The organism is Bacillus sp. EKM202B (assembly GCF_011066025.1).
GTDB lineage: Bacteria > Bacillota > Bacilli > Bacillales > Bacillaceae_G > Bacillus_A > Bacillus_A toyonensis.
The window spans coordinates 121,751-142,415 of record NZ_JAAMNK010000010.1; the positions used below are offsets into that span (position 1 = coordinate 121,751).

Sequence of the window (20,665 nt, forward strand, 5' to 3'; positions counted from 1 at the left end):
CTATTTATAAATGGTATAACTTCATTTGGAAATCACAATTAATCTATGAAAAAAGGAATGATTCATGCATAATGAGCATTCCTTTTTTCGTTCTCTTACTCAACCAATATCATTTAAAATAAATTTATATCAATCTTCCCCCCTTTTTATTCCAATAAAAGTTTTTCACATAAATGTCATAAATCGTATGGTCTAACTATATAGTTGAAAAGGAATGCGACATTAAAGTGTCGCTGAAAAACTCATCCAAGAAAAGGGAGGAAAAATCTTTTGAAAAACAAATTCATTGTTTTCCTATCTGTTTTGTCATTTATTATTGGTGGTTTCTTCTTTAACACGAATACTTCAAGTGCTGAAACATCATCTACTGATTACGTTCCTAACCAATTAATCGTTAAGTTCAAGCAAAATGCATCTTTAAATAATGTGCAATCTTTTCATAAATCTGTCGGAGCTAATGTCTTATCTAAAGATGATAAGTTAGGTTTTGAAGTCGTTCAATTTTCAAAAGGTACTGTAAAAGAAAAAATAAAGAGTTATAAAAATAATCCAGATGTGGAATATGCAGAGCCGAATTATTACGTTCATGCCTTTTGGAATCCAAACGATCCATATTTTAAAAATCAATATGGATTACAAAAGATCCAAGCTCCACAAGCTTGGGATAGCCAACGAAGTGATCCTGGTGTAAAAGTAGCTATCATTGATACAGGAGTTCAAGGCTCACACCCTGATTTAGCTTCTAAAGTAATTTACGGACATGATTATGTTGATAACGACAATACATCTGATGATGGTAATGGTCATGGTACACATTGCGCTGGAATTACTGGAGCACTTACGAATAATAGCGTCGGAATTGCTGGTGTTGCCCCGCAGACTTCCATTTACGCTGTTCGCGTATTAGATAATCAAGGAAGCGGGACTCTTGATGCTGTAGCGCAAGGTATTCGAGAAGCTGCTGATTCGGGTGCAAAAGTAATTAGTTTAAGTTTAGGAGCTCCAAATGGTGGTACTGCATTACAACAAGCAGTTCAATATGCATGGAATAAAGGCTCTGTTATAGTTGCAGCTGCTGGAAATGCTGGAAATACAAAAGCTAATTACCCTGCTTATTACAGCGAAGTAATTGCAGTTGCTTCTACAGATCAATCAGATAGAAAATCTTCATTTTCTACTTATGGTAGCTGGGTAGATGTTGCAGCACCAGGTTCAAATATATATTCAACATATAAAGGGAGCACGTATCAATCATTAAGTGGTACATCTATGGCAACACCTCATGTTGCAGGAGTCGCTGCTCTTTTAGCAAATCAAGGATATAGCAATACACAAATCCGCCAAATTATTGAGTCAACTTCTGATAAAATTAGTGGTACAGGTACGTACTGGAAAAACGGTAGAGTCAATGCATATAAGGCTGTACAATACGCTAAGCAATTACAAGAAAATAAAGCTTCGTAAGAAATACAGTGAAACTTTATTTATTGGAGGCTTTGTACATCCCAAATGATTATTTTCCCACACTAATCGGTACTTTATAGGCAGTTCATGCAGGATAAAATAGAAGGAGAGACTTTTACAATTAAAGTCTCTCCTTCTTACAAACTATATTACTCCCCCTTTTTCTGAATCATATGTAAATACAGTACAAAATCCATCATTGTCGATGAATGACCAAGTTGACGGATCATTGCTGTTATATTTCCTCTATGATATGTACCATGATTTACGACGTGTTGCACTAATTCTAAAATTGAAGTATGTAGTGTCCCTGCATATGGATTCTTAATAACAAATTCAGCATGTACATCTTGTTGTGTACTTAGAAATTCTTTATACTGATTAGCTATATTTAAAAACATTTCTTCTAATTCATTTAGCGATTTTGTATCGATTTGTTTTTTTAACTTTTCACGATCTTGTATTGCTTCACTCATACTTCTGCCATGTAATATGTGTAACCACACTTGATCTGTAATATAAATATGCGCAAAAGTATCCTTAATGGATGGGAATACACTCTGTATCTGCTCATTAAAAATTGTCTCATAATTTGGTAACTCTTTTAATCGATTGAATAATCTAGTATTAGCCCAAGCATGGTAATCACACTGTTTTAATATATAATCTTTCAATTTATATTACCTCCTTATTGTATAAAACGAATGTTTTGCTCCTTCATTTCCGATTCTCTATCAGCTTTTACAATCCCTTTTTCTTCAATTTCATGTTTATTTATCGTTTTATATTTTACATATGTATAAAATTCCGTTTGAAATGGAAATGGTGTAATCCGAATTGTTTCCTCGTCCACCCATTCAGCTTGAATAAGTTTCTCCTCTTTACTATTAAACATTTCTGTTCCTTCAAAACCATCTTTAAATAAATCAACTTCATCTTTCTTTTTGACACCAGGCTTATTCATACATACGTATAAAGAAAGTTCATCACAAAACTTTAATAATCTATAATGTTTATCGAACATCGCAAACTGTTCCTTTGTTAACGTTTTCAAAATTCTTTTTTGTCGTTCTAATTCATGTTTATAAAAAGAAAGCATCTCTTCATCTTCCTCATTTAATGGGAATGATAAAAAGTGTTTACTACACAGTAATGCCCCGTATGGATTAGAATCTTCAATTTCATTCAAACCAATCGTATAAAAAACAAAACGTAATGGGCTTGGACAATCCATAAATGTATACGGAATATTTTTAGCATCATTCAAAATTGGTACTTTATCAAGTTCTATCCATCCTCTATCATGTTCATATATTGCATCAATTGTCTCTTTTAAGTATGTTGTATCTTCAAAAAAACATTCTTTTATATGCCTAGCAATCTCTCCAGCCAAAAAACCATGATCATGTTGACGAATTAATATACTCTCTTTCTCACTCTTTTCACGAAAAATCATACGTATATTCCCCCTCATCCTCATACTATTGCTTTTTGTATGCATCAATTCTTAATTAATCCCCAATTATTAGCAGGGATTCAGTCTCTTGCAACGAAATTAACATAACTATATAGTATTCTTTCCAACCATAAAACTAGCTTTATCTTTACTATCCATTATACTAAAACATTCATTCTAAAAAAATTTTTATGAGGTGAAAACATGAATAAAACAGAATTAATTAAAAATGTGGCACAAACAGCTGATATTTCTCAAAAGGATGCTTCTGCAGCTGTACAATCCGTATTTGACACAATTGCTAACGCATTACAATCTGGCGATAAAGTTCAATTAATCGGTTTTGGAACGTTTGAAGTGCGTGAAAGATCTGCTCGTACAGGGCGTAACCCACAAACTGGGGAAGAAATTCAAATTGCGGCTGGTAAAGTTCCAGCATTTAAAGCAGGTAAAGAATTAAAAGAAGCTGTTAAATAAACAAGAAACCAGCCATTTTATAGGCTGGTTTCTTGTTTATTTCTTATTTAAGCAAGTCCTTTATATTTTCTGCATGATACACTTCACAAATATAAAATACACATTTGCAGTTACTTACAATTTGATATTTTCTAGTTGGATACACATTCGCCGCAACTGAACATCCATCAAACAATTCGATAATATTTCCAGATGGCTGATATCCTTCATATAATACGTTTCTTCTTACTTCCATTTTTTCTATCAGGTTTTCAACAGGAATAGTTCCACTTTCTAATTCACTTTTTATTGTATCCGGTAAAAAAGAAGTATCCGCAAAAATTAGATTTTCAGATAACACCTTACCTTTATAACTAACATTAGATACACGATAAAGAAATGTTCCGTTTTTATCAAAGAAATTTTTTGCTTCTTTCGGAATGTACTGCCTATCTATTACCTCTTGTTCTAGAACATCAAATTGAACTGTATCATTCAAAAGCTTTTCTAAAGCAAGAATAGATGATGTATCTCCAGAAAATAAAATATTTTTAATTGCTTGTACATTATAAGTGAATTCATTTGTTCTACTTTCCGCCACTAACATGTGGAACACCTCTTCTATAAAATATTTTATTAAACTTATTTATAATTTAATAGCGCTACCGCGTCTAACTGCGTAATTTCAGTTACTTCTTTACTAAATATTGCAATGGAAGCCATATAATCTAAACTAGGCCTTACATCTTCCATCCTTGTATTTTCTGCTAACTCTTGTCTATCCCTAAAAACCAACAATTTAGGAGGATCATTTGGAGCTGATACAGTAATTTCAACTGGTGGAATCAATAGTCCTTCACCTGTCGCTTTCAGCACAGCTTCTTTTCGAGTCCAATACGTTAAAAATCCTTCTAATCGCTGTTCATTAGGTAATTTCATAACTTGTGCTATTTCAATATCTGTTAATACGCCCTCTGCCATTTTCATCACATCTACATTTGGATTCATTTGTTCAACATCAACACCGACAGATGCAGATTTTGTAAATGCAACGACAACCCACTCACCCGAATGTGAAACTGATAATTGTGGCATACCTTCTGGTAATTGCGGCCTACCATGTTGTAACTTACATACTGGGCACAATCGATCAATCGGCACTTGAACTGGCGACATAGAAAGTATCTTTCCAAGAACTAACCTACTAATTACGCAACCTATTATAAAACGTGCACGATCTGCCGAATGATGATATGAATTTGCTTTCTCTTGCTCTACATCATTTAGTAAATTGTAATGCCATGATTGTAAATCTGAAATTCTTGCCCACCATATTTGACAATCATTCTCATTCAAAGTTGGTATAGAATCTACAACTTTACTTTCTATCATGTAAAATCTCCTTTTTACTACTAATATAAATTTCAATTAAAGTAGCATACATATATTGCTATTCATTGACGAGTTCTTTCTCTTTTTGTGATACGGATAACATTTTTTCTTTCTTCTTTGACATTACCTCTTTATCAGAAATACGTAAAGAAAATAGTAATGCTATAAGTAAAAATAGTGCTGATCCAATTAATGCCGCTTGATATGGTAAGAAATCTGATTGTGCGTTATTACTTCCAAAACCAGACAGTATACTAGCTAAAACAGCAACTCCTATGGCAGATCCTAATCGATTTTGCACATTGAATATAGTAGTTGCTCTACCCATAGAAGGTGGTGTGATATTGTTAAAAGCAGAAAATTGAACTGCACCGACAGACTGCCCTAAGAAAATACCTATGCCAAACAATAATGCCCGTATTTGCCATGGATTCGTATCATGATTTACAAAACTTAATAATACAAATATAACCGCGGTACTTATTAGTCCAATAGAGATTACCTTTCGAGCACCTAATTTCTTATACGTCCATGGTACAATTTGCGAAGAAATCATTAATCCAATCGCCTCTGGAAATGTCGTAAGACCTGATTCCAGCGCAGAAACTCCGATTACATTTTGATACATAAGCGGAAAAACAAATAGCATTCCAAGTAAACCAGCTGATGAAAACAAGGATATGAGACTCATTTTTCTAAAAACGGGTTCTTTTAATAAGCGTAAATCTAACATCGGTTGCTTTACTTTCAATTCTACTATTATAAACAGTGAAATGAATACAATCCCAGCTATCCCAGTACTTATTATTTCTAGAGAAATCCATCCTTTTGACGGCCCTTGACTGAGTGCATAGATGAGCATCGCAAAACCTGGTGCTGAAAGAACAAAACCGAGAGAATCAAAACGACCAGCTGATTTTTCAATATGCTCTGCTAAAAATAGAAGTCCAAATAGCAACGCAATAATACCAAACGGCAAATTAATATAAAATGCCCAGCGCCAAGACATTTGATCTACAAAGAAACCACCAATAATTGGTCCAATCGCTGGTGCAACAGCAATTGGCAGTACAATAAATCGAGAAATTTTTGGTCTTTCCTCTGGTGAAAATGTTCGGAATAACATCGCCATCCCGACCGGTGTTAAAAGTCCGCCACCTGCACCTTGAATGATACGAAAAATATTTAATGAAGTAATATCATTCGCAATTCCACATAATGCAGATGCAATTGTAAAAACGAAAAGGGCAGTTAAAAATACTCTTTTCGTACCAAAACGATCGCCTAACCAACCGGAAATCGGAAGAAAAACAGCTAAGCTAACTAAATACCCAACATTTACTGTCCCCATTGCAGATGGGGGTACTTGCAGTTCTTTGCTTATCGTTTGCAATGCTACATTCACAATTGTTGCATCCATCGCAGCCATAAACATCGCTGTTATATACACGATGCTTATAACTACTTTTGGATTTATTTTTACTTTCATTATTGTTTTCCTACTAATATTTTTTCGCTAATTTGATTTTTTTTTGGCTCTAAATCATTCCAGTTTACTTCAACGTATTCTAAGCAAACTTGTCTGCTAGCTTCTTCATGTACGACATTCCATCCAATTGGTACATCGAGAAAGGCAGGCCAGAGAGAATACTGGCCCTCCTCATTCATTAATACTTTATATGTGTAATTATCATTTTCAAATGGATTCGTCATACTCTATTTACCCCTTTCTTATTCTGTAAATATTTCGCTAGTACTTGCCCAATTTCTGTAAGAGGCCCTGGCTGACATAAATCTTTATGTCTACAATCAATATCATGTTGCACGATATCTCCATCTAAATAATTTAGCCATGTATTTGGAGAAATGGGATCAAACCAGTCTGGTATAACAGTAGACCTAAAGAATAAAATATCCCCGTTATAAACTTTCGGTACGTACTTCCCTAACAACCCTACCGAATTTACATATGTTTCTTTCAAGTTTAAAATAGTCTCTTCTTCAAGACTTGCTAATGCACTTCCATCTTTGCGAAGTATTGCAATCGCACTTTCCATAGTCAGTGGTTTACCATCCATGTTGTCTGGGTCATATCCGCCTAAAGCAAGTAATGCGATTAACGCTTCCTCTTCAGTAGGCGCTTCCGTATTCGGTAAGAAGTGTCCAGGATAAGAATCAAGCATAACGAGTAATTCTACTTCTTCTCCTTCATTTTGTAGTTGCGCCGCCATTGCATGCACAACATTTCCTCCAAGCGACCAACCTAATAAACGATATGGTCCATGAGGCTGTACTTCACGAACATGTTTCAAGTAATCCGCCGCCATCTCCTCTAAACTTTTTGGAAGTTCTTCATTTTCAGCGATACCACGTGCTTGTACACCATAGATTGGATAATCTGTTCCTAAAGATTTCATAAGTCCTGCATAGCACCAACTTAATCCACCTGCTGGATGTACACAAAATAGTGGTAATTGATCCCCGCTTGCTCGTAATGGAAGCAACACATCAAGTGCACTTTGACCATTCCCAATCTCAAGCCTTTCAGCAAGCCCCGCAACAGTAGGTGCTGCAAATAAAGTTCCAATATTCAGTTCAACGCCAAGTGCCTCTTTCATACGACTCATAAGCTGCACTGCAAGAAGTGAATGACCACCAAGATCAAAGAATCCATCATCAATTCCAATTTGAGACACACTTAAAACTTCTGTAAACAAGTCACATAACATTTCTTCTTGCGGTGTTCTCGGTCCGCGGCTAGATGATGATGCAATAAACTCTGGAGCTGGCAATGCCTTTCTATCTAATTTACCGTTTGGAGTTAAAGGTAACTCATTTACTACTACAAAAGCGTATGGAACCATATAATCTGGTAAACTACCACTAGCATGCTGACGCATTTCATTCGTATCAATCGTTTCATTATTTGATGCGACGATATAAGCAACTAATCGTTTATCCCCTGGTTGATCCTCCCGGACAATAACGGCCACTTGTTCAACTTTATCGTGTTTCATTATGACCGCTTCTATTTCCCCTAATTCAATTCGGAATCCACGAATTTTAATTTGATGATCTGCACGTCCTATATAATCTAACGTCCCATCTTGACGCCAGCGCGCTAAGTCTCCTGTGCGATACATTCTTGTACCAGGTTTACCAAATAGATCTGCGATAAAACGTTCAGCCGTTAATCCTGCTCTTCCTAAATATCCACGAGCTAGTCCAGCACCTGCAACATACATTTCTCCAACTACTCCTGGTGGCACTGGTTGTAAATAGTTATCTAATACGTATACTTTAAGATCTGGTATACTGCACCCGATTAAACTATTTGCTCGTAAAGAAACGATACTCTCATCTAACTCAATATAACTAACATGTACCGTCGTCTCCGTTATACCGTACATATTAATAAGTTTCGGTGCGTTATGAGGATGACGACTATACCAATCTTCTAATCGACTTAGTTCAAGTGCTTCTCCACCAAAAACAACATATCGTAAAGATAATTTTTGACCGAGCTCTTCATTTTCACGATCTGCTTGCATCAATTGATAGAACGCTGATGGAGTTTGGTTTAAAACAGTAACTTTTTCCTTAACAAGAAGCTGTAAAAATTCTTTCGGCGAGCGACTTACAGTATGTGGTACTACAACTAAACGCCCTCCATATAATAAAGGTCCCCAAATTTCCCAAACCGAGAAATCAAAAGCGTATGAATGGAACATCGTCCACACATCGTCTGCGTCAAATTGGAACCAATGATCGGTTGCTCCTAAAAGTCTTACTACATTTTGATGAGGTATCATAACCCCTTTCGGTCTACCTGTTGAGCCTGACGTATAAATAACGTAAGCAATATGTGAAGGAGATAACGGCTTCATGCGCTCCATTTCATCAATATTGTCTTCACTATATTTTTCAATTTCTTCTATTACGTTCACATCATCAACTAAAATCTTTAGTGCCTCATCACATTCAATTTCTACACTTGAATTTGTTAACACACATGATGGTTTTGCATCGTGTAGCATAAATGAAATACGATCTGACGGATAATCCGGATCTAACGGAAGGTATCCGGCACCTGCTTTAAGAACAGCAAGTAAACTTACAACCATATTTAAAGATCTTGGCATCGCTAAAGCAACGAGTTGATCCGGGCCGATTCCTTTTGCTATTAACGAACGAGCTATTTTATTCGCTTTTCCATTTAACTCTTCATACGTTAGCTTTTCATCTTCAAAGACGACAGCAATAGAATTTGGATTTACATGAGCCTGCTTTTCAAATAATTGTGGCAATGTCATTTCAGGCACAATTTGAAAACCACCATTCCACTTTTCTAAAACTGTATTTCGCTCTGCTAAAGTTAATATTTCTAATCTACCAATTGATTGATCCGGATGTTTGGCTGCATCATCTAATAATAGAATGAATCGTTCTATTATTTTTTGAACCGTTTCACGTTTATATAAATCGGTACTAAACTCTAACAATCCGTGTAAGCCGTTTGGAGTACCATCAACTCCATTACTCTCGCTAATTTCAAATGTTAAATCAAATTTTGCAGAACCAACACTTTGAATTTCAAGGCTCGCTTCTAAATCCGGGACATCAAACGTCGCTTCAGGCGTATTTTGGAAAGCTAACATAACTTGAAATAGCGGATGACTATTTCGGGTACGTACTGGGTTTAACACTTCAACGAGTCGTTCAAATGGAACATCTTGATTTTCATAAGCTGCCAGATTTACCTGCTTCACTCTATTTAATAATTCTTTAAAACTTGGATCTCCTGATGTATTTGTACGTAACACTAATGTATTCACAAATAAACCAACTATATTTGATAGCGCATCGTCATTTCTTCCAGCAATCGGACTTCCAATTGGTATATCAGTGCCTGCACCTAATCTTGTAAATAGTGCACTAAGCCCTGCTTGCAATACCATAAACAAACTAACCCCATTTTTACGACCAAGCTCTACTAACCTACTATGCATACCTTCATCTATATGAAAATGAATTGTTTCCCCGCGATAACTCGTTTCCACCGGACGCTGGTAATCTGTAGGCAACTCCATTTGGTCTGGTAAACCTTTAAGTTCTTCTTTCCAAAAATCTAATTGTGTTGAAATAAGACTTTCTGGTGTCGTTTCATCACCTAGCAATTGCTGTTGCCAAAGTGCATAATCTGCGTATTGAACTGGTAGTGTCTCCAGCTGAACTCTGTCACCTTGACATCGTGCTTTATACGCCGCTGTAAAATCTCTCGTTAACGGTTGTAATGACCATCCATCACCTACAATATGATGTAAAAGAATTAGTAAAACATGTTCGCTGTCACTCACTTTAAAAAGTTGTAAACGAACCGCTGGCTCAACATCAAGATTAAAGCTATGTCTTACCGCCTCTGAAAGCACACTTTCTAATTCATCTTTACATGTTTTTGTTATAATCATTTCTAGATTTAAGTCTTCCATATTTAAAATCTTCTGATAGGAACTACCTAATACGTTAGGGAAAATTGTTCTAAGTGTTTCATGTTTCTCAACTACATCATAAAAAGCACCTTGTAATGCTTGCCGATTCAATATTCCATTCATACGAATGACTAGCGGAATATTATAAGTAGGACTTGGACCTTCTAAACAATTTAAGAACCATAACCTGCGCTGTGCAAATGAAAGTGGAACTTCATTTGGTCTACTTACTTTCTTAATAGCTGGTCTTGCGCTTTTGGCACGATCCAATTGTTTCGCTAATTCAGCCACAGTTGGCGATTCAAATAGTTTTCCAATTCCTATTTCCACACTTAATGTTTCACGAATTCTTACCATTAGACGCGATGCGAGAAGTGAATGTCCACCCATTTCAAAGAAATTATCATCAATGTTAATTCGAGAAACACCAAGTACTTCTGCAAATAAATCACATAATATTTCTTCTTTCGGATTTCTAGCAACTCTCTCATTGTTCATTCCATTAAAATCAGGAGCAGGTAATTTCTTTCTATCAACCTTACCATTTGGTGTTAATGGTAATTCTTCTAGCACAACAAATGCTGATGGTACCATATAACTCGCTAAACTTTCTGAAACATAAGAGCGAATTTCTGAAAGATGAATCGTTTCCTTCTCTTCAGCAACGATATACGCAATAATCCGTTTATCATTTGGATGATCTTCTCGTACCATTACTACCGCTTGTTGAACATTTTCATGTCGTTGTAATACCGTTTCAATTTCAGCTAATTCAATTCGGAAACCACGAATTTTTATTTGATGATCTGCGCGACTCATGTACTCTAGCACACCGTCGTTACGCCATTTCACAAGATCACCTGTGCGGTACATAAGCTTCCCTGGTTCTCCATATGGATTTGCAACAAATCGTTCAGCCGTTAACGCAGGTTTTCCTAAATATCCGCTTGCGATTCCTTCTCCTGCAATATATAATTCACCGATAACTTCAGGTGGAACAGGTTGTAATCCTGCATCCAATACATACACTTCTGTATTGCAAATTGGCTTTCCAATAGGTGGTATACCCTTTTCACTTTCATCAATGTTCATGAAAGTAGACCAAATCGTCGTTTCAGTTGGTCCATATAAATTAGTTATTGAGCAACCTAATTCTTTTAATTTATTTGCTAAATACGCTGGAAGAGCTTCACCACCAACAAGCATGTTTAGCCCTTGTAGCTTCTCTGGGTAATCAGTTACTAACGCCTGCCAAAGCGTCGGTGTAGCCTGCATAACGGTCACTCTTTCTTCATGTAAAAGTGTCGTTAATGCAGAAGGCTCTTGTATGTCTTCTTTTTGCGCAATTGTTAAACTTGCACCACTAATAAGAGGTAAATAAATTTCTAGAGCAGAAATATCAAACGCAAACGTTGTAACTGCTAATAAATGATCATTTTCATTTAATGAAAACTTTTGTTGCATAGCCATTAAAAAGTTACTTAAACCTCTCATAGGAACAATTACACCTTTTGGGTTTCCTGTTGAGCCTGAAGTATATATTGTATAGGCTGGGTTTAAAAGTGATACATCATTCTTACATGCTATATTCATACGAGAATATGTATGTAACGCTATTTTCGTTTCTTCTTCATTTAATACAATTTTTTTCATATCATTTTCTATAACTAACTTAGATGAAACAGATGAATGTGTTATGATACAAACTGGTTTTGCAGCATTTACTATATAATTAACTCTTTCTGCTGGGTATTCTGGATCTATTGGTAAATAAGCTGCACCAGCCTTTAGAACTGCTAGCATACTAACTACCATTTCTATTGACCTTGGAAATACTAAAGCTACAAACTGATTTGGTCGTATTCCTTCTTCTACTAAATAGTGTGCTAGTTCATTCGCTCGTTCATTTAGCTCTTTATACGTAAGTTTTATTCCGTTACAAGTAACCGCTATTTTATTCGGATTTTTTTGTACTTGTTTTTCAAATAATAAAGGTAGATTGATTAGCTCTTCAGCTTCCTGCGTTTCATTCCATTCCAATAAAACTTTATGGTTTTCTTCAGGCAGAGTAATGTTTATTTTTCCAATAGACTCGTTTTTCTCATAATTATTTATTACTAATTCAAATAGATTCATAAATCTTTCTTTATGCAATGCTAGCTCCGCGCCATTATATACTTCGGGATTCGCATCAAAATGAATCATTAACTCCTTTTGATCAAAACGTTTATATACATTTATCGATAAATCATCGACAGGTCCTGCTGATAAGTTATGCGTAATACCACGCTTCCCAGCAAAATTAAGCCCGTAATCAAATGGCATAACATTCACTAACGGTCCAAACAACCTTTGATTTTCACCTAGTAACTTTAAGTCTCTTCTTAATTCCTCATGACGGTATTTATGATGGCGACGTACATCTCGGATTTCTTTAGAAACTTGTTGCAATAATTCCGCAAGAGTTATATTTGGAGTTACTGTAATACGAAGTGGAACTAAATTCATTACCATACTAGGTGTATGAATAGATACAGAACCTAGACGTCCCATCATTGGTAAACCTAAAACAATATCATTTTCACCTGTTAATTTATGCATATAAATACTTGTTACAGCGACAATGAATTCCGGCCAACTTGTTAACGAAATATTGATTTCTTCTAGTAAAGTTTTCGTGCTAGAACTAGATAAATAAGCTGTTTCTCGTGAAAATCCATTTGATGTTCTCGGTGCTCGTTCTGCCAAACTTACAACTTCTGGTTCATCCGCAAATTTTTCTAACCAAAAAGTACGATCTTCCTGAAATTGTTTAGACTCACGATACTCAATATCTTCTTGCACAACTTTTGCAAGAGAACCAAATGGCTTTTCATTCTTGTTTGTTTCTTCTATAAGTGATGTATACTCATTCGCTACCTTTTGGCTAAGAAGTGAAAATCCATAGCCATCCATCACAATGTGATGGATGCGCTGATACCAAAAGAAACGATTATTTTCAACTTGAATAAGTGCTTCAGTAAATAAAGTATCTTTTTTCAAATCGACTGGCATAGATAAATCATTTTTCATCCATACTTTAGCAGCTTCTTCAGGATTTTCTTCTTTACGAACGTCAATAAAATGCATATGAAACTGTGATTCTTCAATAACTTGCCATGGGCCAATTTCATCCTCTTCGAAGCGAACATGAAGTGCTTCTGCTTCCATTACAACTTTACGTACAGCTAATTCAAAAATGTCTTGATGAATATTCCCGTTTATTTCTACATATTCCCCAGTATTATATATCGGATTAAGCGGATCTAATTGTTGCGCAAACCACATACCAGACTGCGCAGATGATAACGAATGACGAATCTTTTGACTGTTAGGCATCCTTTACTACCCCTTTATTATGTAGTCTATTTGTTACAGCACCTGTGCTGTTTGTGAAGATAGTAAGCTGTACCAACCTGCAACAGTTGGACGTTCTGCTAAATCTGCAAACGTGATTTCTTTCCCTTCACGACGCCACTTCTCTACTAAACTCATAATTCTGACCGAATCAAGCCCTCTATTTAATAAGTCCTCATCAATATCAATACTCTCTACTGGCTCACGAAGTAGTTGTGCAACTAGTTCATGTACTTCCTGTATAGTGATTCCTTCACTCTCATCACCTTTTACACTTTGTAAATCTTTTAACAATAGGTTTGTTGATGTCGTTACTGCGCATCTATTAGATGCATACTCCAATGCTTGTTTATGATGCTCTAGTGAAAAATCAGCAACTGCATCTGCTACAAAGAACGGCTCTATACCATCCATAAATGCTTCACAAGCTGTTAAAAGGCATCCAATATGCGCATAAATACCGCAAATAATGAGTTGATTTCTTCCTTGTTCATTTAAAATTTCTAATAGATTTGTCTTTTTAAATGCACTATATCTCCATTTTGTTAGGAATATATCATCCTCATCAGGAGTAAGTTCATCAACAATTTTCTTTTTATCTGGTCCAGCAGGAATACCGTCACCCCAAAAGTCTTGTAATAAACCTCTTTGTTCTAACGTTTGTCCACCAGGTTGCGCTGTATAAACAACTGGTATACCAAGTTGTTTACATTTTTCTCTTATCATTTTAATATTTGAAATAAGTTCTACTTTTGGTGATTCTTTATCGCTATATGCATCAAGAAAATATTTTTGCATGTCATGAATTAAAAGTACTGCACGTTTCGGGTCTGGTGTCCAATTCACTTTATTTTTTGGTAGTTCTGATTCAATTGGCATTTTATATACTGAAATAGATGGGATAGCCATCTAATCACTTCCTTCCGGTTTTTATTATTGTTTTACTGTAATAAGTTTTTCAGCAATGACTTTACGTAGTTCTTTTTTGCTGACTTTTCCGACTCCTGTTTGCGGGAATGATTCAATAAATTCAATTCGATCTGGAATTTTATAAGCCGCTATACCACGTTCTCTTAAAAACATTTTTAATTCACTTACAGTTGGAACTTGTCCGCGAGCTATAACAAAAGCACAGGTGCGTTCACCTAAATAATCGTCAGGCATAGATACAATTGCTACATCATGTACTGCATCATGTGCTAATAGATGATTTTCAACCTCTTCCGCAGCAACTTTCTCACCACCACGATTAATTTGATCTTTATCTCTTCCTTCTACAATGATGTAACCTTGTTCATTTACTTTTACAAGATCACCTGTGCGATAAAATCCATCCTTTGTAAATGATCGTGCATTATGCTCTTCCGCTTTATAATAACCACGAATTGTATATGGACCTCGTGTTAATAAACTACCTACTTCACCCGGTTTTACATCGTTATCATTTTCATCAACAACCTTTACTTCATCGGATGTAGACATCGGTCTACCTTGTGTATGAATAATGATTTCTTCCGGATCATTTAATCTTGTGTAATTTACTAGCCCTTCTGCCATACCAAACACTTGCTGTAACGTACATCCAAATGTAGGACGAATACGCTTCGCAACTTCGGCACTAAATTTCGCACCACCTACTTGAATCACTTGCAAGCTCGATAAATCGTTATTACGGGAAGATGCAGCATCAAGCCAAATCATTGCTAATGGTGGAACGAGCGCTGTAATCGTCACTTTTTCTTTTTCTATAAGAGCAAATGCCTCGTCTGGACTCCCTCCAGTTGCCAACACTACCTTTCCACCCGCATAGAAAGTTCCAAATGTTCCTGGAGAACTCATCGGGTAATTGTGTGCTACTGGAAGAACGGCCATATAGACACTTTCTGCATTTAAATTACAAATTTCAGCACTAACACGTAAACTATAAATATAGTCATCATGTGTTCTAGGAATTAATTTAGAAAGTCCTGTTGTCCCTCCTGATAATTGAAGAAACGCAACATCACTTGGCTGAACTTCTGGTAATGAGACGGGATCCATATACAGATCATTTATGTTCACAAACTCTTCTTCTTCTCCCACTACAATTACATGTTGTAAAGTTGGCACTTTCTCTTTCACTTCTCTTGCTAGTTTTCGATAATCAAAACCGAGAGCCTTATCTGAAATAACGTAAGCGCTCGCCTCGCCAAACTCACAAAAATAACTAATTTCACTGCTTCGATGTGAAGGTAGCGCAAAAACAGGAAGCGCTCCAATTCGAAATAGTGCAAAACATATTTCGAAAAACTCTATAATATTAGGTAACTGGATTACAACTCGGTCTTCTTTCTTTATTCCTACATTCAGTAAACCTGAAGCTAAGCGATCTACCTTTTTATCAAGTTCACTATACGTTATATGCTTATTACCGCTTACAACTGCAATCTGATCTCCATATTTTTCAGCACGCTCTCTTAACACTCCGCCAAATGTTTCACCAAGCCAACACCCTTCTTCTCGGTAACGATCGACGAATTCTTTTGGCCATTCCGTATAACCTGTTAACATTCTTTCTTCCCCCTATTTTTCATTCAACGAATTATCTCTTAACCCTAAAGCCTTCAGCATTGTTTGGAACTTAGCTGATGTTTCTGCTAGCTCATCTTCTGGTTTTGACTCAGCAACAACTCCAGCTCCTGCATATAAACGAAGTGTATTCTCTTGCACTTCCGCACAACGAATTGTAACAATCCATTCGCCATCTCCATTTAGATCGCTCCACCCTAACATTCCTGTAAAGAATTCACGGTCAAATGGCTCAATTTTTTGAATAGCCTCTCTTGCTGCTTCCATTGGAGTTCCGCAAACTGCTGGCGTAGGATGGAGAGCAATTGCTAATTGTAAAGAAGAAGTATTTGGATTCTTAAGTTCACCTTTCACTTCGGTAGACAAATGCCACATTGCTTCACTATGAATAACTGATGGTTTTTCTGGCACATGCAATGTATGACAATACGGACGAAGCGCAGCAGCAACCGCTTCAACTACTACCGCATGTTCATGTAAATCTTTTGGTGAAGAGAGTAATTCCTCTGCTCTTCTTTTATCTTCAGCTGGATCGTCACTTCTTGGTCTTGAACCAGCTAATGGATTAGAAACGACTTGCATACCACTACGTGAAACAAGCAATTCAGGGCTTGCTCCAATTAATGTCTTATTGTTCTCTTTTTCATCTTTCGGTAAATTCACAGCAAATGTATAACCGTGCTTATTATGCTCTGCTAATTCGCGAAGTAGTTTTTGTTTATCAATCTTCTCTGAAGATTTAACATCTAACGATCTAGATAGAACGATTTTTTTTAAATCTCCATCCTGAATTTTTTCAATCCCTTGCTTCACACCATTCATATAAGTTTCAGAAGCTGGAACCGGTGTCATTTCAAATGTCAGTTTCTCATTTGGTTTTATCTCATTTGTTGTCTCCAACTGTAAACGCTCAGTAATTCTGCAATATTCCGGTACAATAAGTTGAACTTCTTTTCTACGATCAAAAGGCAAAGCACCAACAACGATAGGATTCGGATTTCCGGATTGTTTTGCATTACTTAATACCGCTTGTACAAGTTCTGGAAAACTTTCAATTTCATGATGTTTTACTGTAGTAACCTCTCCTTCTGTCAATATCGTTCGAGTTGGTGAAGTGAAAAAGAACGAAGATTCAGTCTTATAATCTTCTAATAATTTTTCTGACAGTTCCTTTACGGCTGTAAGTTCATTCATAGTATGAAAACCTCCTGAATTTTTTATTAAACTCCTAATGTAGCTCCGCCATCGACACATAAATTGTGCATTGTAATATGACTCGCTTTATCAGAAGCTAAAAACAATACTGCTTCAGCAATTTCTGAAGGTTGTGCAATTTTTTGTAATGGTATACCGAGTCTATATGTATTTTGGGAACCAGCAATTATATTTTTAGCTCCATTCTCATCAGCCCATAGTAACCTTTGCATTTCAGTTTCAGTAGAACCAGGAGAAACTAAGTTGCAGCGAATATTGTATGATGCAAGCTCTAATCCTAAACATTTCATGAACATTGTCGTTGCAGCTTTTGATGCAGCATACGCAGCCATTTCCATTCTCGGAGTATTTGCTGCATTTGAGCCAACTGTAACAATTGCCCCTGATTTTCTTACCATCATACGTTTACTTACCGATCGAGATATATAGAAAACTCCTGTAGTATTTACAGAGAATGTTTTATGCCAATCTTCATCACTTAAAGAGTTAATCGCTCCCATTCGTAAAACTCCTGCGACATTTACTAATATATCTATAGGCGCTATGTCATTTTCAATTCGGTTTACTACCTCTTCAACAGCATTGCTATCACTCACATCTAAATGAAATGTCTTCATACGCGTTTCATATGATGCATCATGATTTAATAACACATTTAACCCTTCTTCATTTTGATCAACCGCAATAACTGTAGCCCCTCTTTCTAAAAACATTTTTGCTACAACACTACCTATACCTTGCGCTGCACCTGTTACGAAAACGGTTTTTCCATCAAATTCCCCTGCGTTCATTTCCTCTATCCTTTCATATAAAAATTAATCTAATGAAACAAATTAAATGATAACGATTTTCATTATCATTGGTAATGTAAAAAATAATACACTTACTAAACTAATTGGTCAAGTGTACTTTTCATTAAAATGCAATTAATTGATAATGTTTTTCATTTACTACTCTTACATCGAAATGATAATGTTTCTCAATAATCTTGTCAATCTTTTTTTATTTTTCAGACAAAATATTTTTTATGTTTCTATGTAAGTCTACATCTATAAGCATTAAAAAGTACTTTAAATAAAGTGCAACTTTATTCATTGGGGGTTTTACGGGCTGTAATAAAGGATACAAAATAAATCCATAATTCCTTATCATCTTTTTGAAATTCAAAAAGATAACTTGTAGATTTCTTCGCCTACAATGCTTTACCAAAAATTCATTTTTTCTTTTCTCAACATTTTTCTGAAAATATTTTATTTTACATCTTTCATTTCTCAATAAATATTCTATGTATAATCTAAGATTTATTTAGATTTTCCTATATTATGCATCCCTTAATAAAATCCTAATATAATCCAAATTGATGTTTTACTCGCGCTTTTATTCGTATCATTACGTCGATTACAAGGACTTGGTAGGGAAAAATAATTTAAAAAAGTTCATATAGAAAAAAGCACCCTATTTCATAGAGTGCTTTTTCTTATCGTAGTGCCATAGAAGGTTTAAATCGTTACGCTACACTGCGATATTCTTCTTCTTTTTCTTTTTTCTTATTAGGTGCTTGAATTAAAATTGCGATAATAAATGACACGACACATAATACGCCGATCACCATGAAAGTTGGTTTAAATCCACCTAGAATTGCACCGATAAAGGAACCTGCAAGCGCTCCAAACCCGAATCCTTGATACACAATTCCGTAGTTTTTACTATGATTTTTCATGCCGAAGAAATCACCAACAATAGCTGGGAAAATAGTGATATTTCCGCCAAAGCAAAACGCTACACTTGCTACACAGACGAAGTAGATACCATAATTTAAATCTACGAAACTTAGGACCAAGACTGAAGTCGCCATAGCAACAAAAGTACCAGTAACGATTTTTAAACGGCCGATTTTATCTGATAACGGTCCTAGAATAATACGACCTAATGTATTGAAGATTGCAACCATAGCCACTGCATTAGCTGCTGTTGTTGCGCTAAGCCCTACAAGTTGAACACCGATGTCTTTTACCATGCCAATTAAGTATAAGCCACTCATACATGATGTAAATAACATAATAAATAATAAGTATACTTGTTTTGTACCTAGCATTTCTTTCGTTGTATATTCCTGCGTTTTTGTTTCATGAACTGCCCCTTGATCAGCAGCTTGATGGATTAAACAAGCGCCAATCACAATCATAGCTGTAACAATTAAACCCCAGTATATAAACGCTTGTGATACACCAACTGATTCAATCAACTGTGCGTTTATGTATTTAAAGATTAGGCTACCTGAACCATATGCAGAGACAGATATACCAGCAATTAAACCTTTACGCTCTGGAAACCACTTAATTAAATTCGATAGTGAAGTGATATATGCTGTACCATCTGCATACCCTACGACAACTCCTGCTAATACATAAAGCAATATTAATGAGGAAGCTTGTGAACTAAGTATTAATCCTAGTCCTAATGCTAGTCCAGCTATCATAATGAGTTTACGAAGTCCCCATTTTTCTTGCAATTTACTCGCAAACAATGTTGAAAACGCTAAAGAAAGGCTTGTAATCGAGAAAGTTATAGCAACAGCATTCAGACTCCAACCAAATTTACTAACTAAAGGCTGATTGAACAAGCTCCAAGTATATATCGTTCCAAGCCCCATTTGTACTATGACTGTACCAAGGACAACAAGCCATGGATTAACAGTTGATTTTTTCATATTATCCCGCCTCCTCCTTCTATTTCAATGCTATTCGCTACATTTGATTTTTTTATGTTCATTTTGTCCACCTCTTTGATTTGACAACTTCATTGTATAAGATGTTTCTGCTTATGTAAGCACTTACAATACAAAGCGTCAAAAATATGAAATCAGTTACAGAAAACGAAGGGTGAAATACAAAGAACTACTTATTAAATACGTAGCGGCTGTTCGTATTGTGTTATATAAGTACGGCTTACAAGTGTTTTTGAAATCTTTTTCATTTAGTGAAACTTTAATCTGTAGGATTTTATTCACCTCTCATTGATTATTAGGCCACACCAATCAGATGTTTACGGGCAGCCCGACTCCCACCTAATTTCTTTGCTCCAGTCAAATTTTGATTACCTTATGCAAACAAAAGGTTCCCTACTTAATTGGATACGAATATATATAACTTCTTTTCGAAGTTTCTGGTTGTTTGCATGAAAAAAACCATTACATTAAAAGTGTAATGGTTACAATCCTATAGTGTCC

The 20,665-nt window shown here is 35.7% G+C and carries 14 protein-coding genes; 2 read left to right on the forward strand and 12 right to left on the reverse strand.

The window, feature by feature from the left end:
• Nucleotides 1-270: 270 nt before the first annotated feature.
• A complete protein-coding gene (locus G9F74_RS14685; protein ID WP_000790784.1) occupies nucleotides 271-1,464 on the forward strand; it encodes a S8 family peptidase in 1,194 nt (397 codons plus the stop codon).
• A 149-nt stretch (nucleotides 1,465-1,613) separates the two neighbouring features.
• Here the strand turns inward: G9F74_RS14685 and G9F74_RS14690 are convergent, their stop codons facing one another.
• The gene (locus G9F74_RS14690) at nucleotides 1,614-2,138 is read right to left on the reverse strand and encodes a DinB family protein (RefSeq protein WP_000656264.1); all 525 of its coding nucleotides are present in this window, start codon (nucleotides 2,136-2,138) and stop codon (nucleotides 1,614-1,616) included.
• 14 nt (nucleotides 2,139-2,152) lie between these two features.
• Complete coding sequence (locus G9F74_RS14695; RefSeq protein ID WP_000577310.1) at nucleotides 2,153-2,920, reverse strand: DUF3891 family protein; 768 nt, start codon at nucleotides 2,918-2,920, stop codon at nucleotides 2,153-2,155.
• 204 nt (nucleotides 2,921-3,124) lie between these two features.
• On the opposite strand from G9F74_RS14695, the gene G9F74_RS14700 reads away from it, so the two are divergent.
• Nucleotides 3,125-3,397: an HU family DNA-binding protein gene (locus G9F74_RS14700; RefSeq protein WP_001043908.1), complete on the forward strand. Its 273-nt coding sequence runs from the start codon at nucleotides 3,125-3,127 to the stop codon at nucleotides 3,395-3,397.
• A gap of 43 nt (nucleotides 3,398-3,440) precedes the next feature.
• On the opposite strand, the gene G9F74_RS14705 is transcribed toward G9F74_RS14700, so the two are convergent.
• The 10 genes from G9F74_RS14705 to G9F74_RS14750 all read right to left on the reverse strand — a co-directional run bounded on the left by G9F74_RS14705 (nucleotide 3,441) and on the right by G9F74_RS14750 (nucleotide 20,146).
• On the reverse strand, nucleotides 3,441-3,983 hold the full coding sequence (locus G9F74_RS14705; RefSeq protein ID WP_000959149.1) for a hypothetical protein: 543 nt from the start codon (nucleotides 3,981-3,983) through the stop codon (nucleotides 3,441-3,443).
• Nucleotides 3,984-4,018: 35 nt separating this feature from the next.
• Complete coding sequence (gene sfp, locus G9F74_RS14710; protein ID WP_000573008.1) at nucleotides 4,019-4,768, reverse strand: 4'-phosphopantetheinyl transferase Sfp; 750 nt, start codon at nucleotides 4,766-4,768, stop codon at nucleotides 4,019-4,021.
• A gap of 58 nt (nucleotides 4,769-4,826) precedes the next feature.
• Nucleotides 4,827-6,257, reverse strand: coding sequence for an MDR family MFS transporter (locus G9F74_RS14715; protein ID WP_016108347.1), 1,431 nt, complete (start codon nucleotides 6,255-6,257; stop codon nucleotides 4,827-4,829).
• The gene (locus tag G9F74_RS14720) at nucleotides 6,257-6,481 is read right to left on the reverse strand and encodes an MbtH family protein (protein WP_000184075.1); all 225 of its coding nucleotides are present in this window, start codon (nucleotides 6,479-6,481) and stop codon (nucleotides 6,257-6,259) included. Before G9F74_RS14720 ends, G9F74_RS14715 begins: the two co-directional genes overlap by 1 nt.
• A complete protein-coding gene (locus tag G9F74_RS14725) occupies nucleotides 6,478-13,635 on the reverse strand; it encodes an amino acid adenylation domain-containing protein (RefSeq protein ID WP_016108345.1) in 7,158 nt (2,385 codons plus the stop codon). Before G9F74_RS14725 ends, G9F74_RS14720 begins: the two co-directional genes overlap by 4 nt.
• A gap of 33 nt (nucleotides 13,636-13,668) precedes the next feature.
• The gene (locus G9F74_RS14730) at nucleotides 13,669-14,562 is read right to left on the reverse strand and encodes an isochorismatase family protein (RefSeq protein WP_016108344.1); all 894 of its coding nucleotides are present in this window, start codon (nucleotides 14,560-14,562) and stop codon (nucleotides 13,669-13,671) included.
• A 24-nt stretch (nucleotides 14,563-14,586) separates the two neighbouring features.
• On the reverse strand, nucleotides 14,587-16,203 hold the full coding sequence (locus tag G9F74_RS14735; protein ID WP_000955332.1) for a (2,3-dihydroxybenzoyl)adenylate synthase: 1,617 nt from the start codon (nucleotides 16,201-16,203) through the stop codon (nucleotides 14,587-14,589).
• Between the two features lie 12 nt (nucleotides 16,204-16,215).
• Complete coding sequence (gene dhbC, locus G9F74_RS14740; protein WP_016108343.1) at nucleotides 16,216-17,415, reverse strand: isochorismate synthase DhbC; 1,200 nt, start codon at nucleotides 17,413-17,415, stop codon at nucleotides 16,216-16,218.
• Nucleotides 17,416-17,441: 26 nt separating this feature from the next.
• Nucleotides 17,442-18,227 (reverse strand): 2,3-dihydro-2,3-dihydroxybenzoate dehydrogenase, encoded by a 786-nt coding sequence (gene dhbA / locus G9F74_RS14745; protein WP_000991102.1) that lies wholly within the window; start codon nucleotides 18,225-18,227, stop codon nucleotides 17,442-17,444.
• 716 nt (nucleotides 18,228-18,943) lie between these two features.
• Nucleotides 18,944-20,146 (reverse strand): L-lactate MFS transporter, encoded by a 1,203-nt coding sequence (locus tag G9F74_RS14750; RefSeq protein WP_000750116.1) that lies wholly within the window; start codon nucleotides 20,144-20,146, stop codon nucleotides 18,944-18,946.
• Nucleotides 20,147-20,665 lie beyond the last annotated feature (519 nt).

Excerpts from the sequence above, each read along its gene's own strand:
- G9F74_RS14695 (WP_000577310.1), bottom strand. The coding sequence starts at position 2,920 with ATGATTTTTCGTGAAAAGAGTGAGAAAGAGAGTATATTAATTCGTCAA.
- G9F74_RS14700 (WP_001043908.1), top strand. The coding sequence starts at position 3,125 with ATGAATAAAACAGAATTAATTAAAAATGTGGCACAAACAGCTGATATT.
- G9F74_RS14705 (WP_000959149.1), bottom strand. The coding sequence starts at position 3,983 with ATGTTAGTGGCGGAAAGTAGAACAAATGAATTCACTTATAATGTACAA.
- sfp (WP_000573008.1), bottom strand. The coding sequence starts at position 4,768 with ATGATAGAAAGTAAAGTTGTAGATTCTATACCAACTTTGAATGAGAAT.
- G9F74_RS14715 (WP_016108347.1), bottom strand. The coding sequence starts at position 6,257 with ATGAAAGTAAAAATAAATCCAAAAGTAGTTATAAGCATCGTGTATATA.
- G9F74_RS14720 (WP_000184075.1), bottom strand. The coding sequence starts at position 6,481 with ATGACGAATCCATTTGAAAATGATAATTACACATATAAAGTATTAATG.
- G9F74_RS14725 (WP_016108345.1), bottom strand. The coding sequence starts at position 13,635 with ATGCCTAACAGTCAAAAGATTCGTCATTCGTTATCATCTGCGCAGTCT.
- G9F74_RS14730 (WP_016108344.1), bottom strand. The coding sequence starts at position 14,562 with ATGGCTATCCCATCTATTTCAGTATATAAAATGCCAATTGAATCAGAA.
- G9F74_RS14735 (WP_000955332.1), bottom strand. The coding sequence starts at position 16,203 with ATGTTAACAGGTTATACGGAATGGCCAAAAGAATTCGTCGATCGTTAC.
- dhbC (WP_016108343.1), bottom strand. The coding sequence starts at position 17,415 with ATGAATGAACTTACAGCCGTAAAGGAACTGTCAGAAAAATTATTAGAA.
- dhbA (WP_000991102.1), bottom strand. The coding sequence starts at position 18,227 with ATGAACGCAGGGGAATTTGATGGAAAAACCGTTTTCGTAACAGGTGCA.
- G9F74_RS14750 (WP_000750116.1), bottom strand. The coding sequence starts at position 20,146 with ATGAAAAAATCAACTGTTAATCCATGGCTTGTTGTCCTTGGTACAGTC.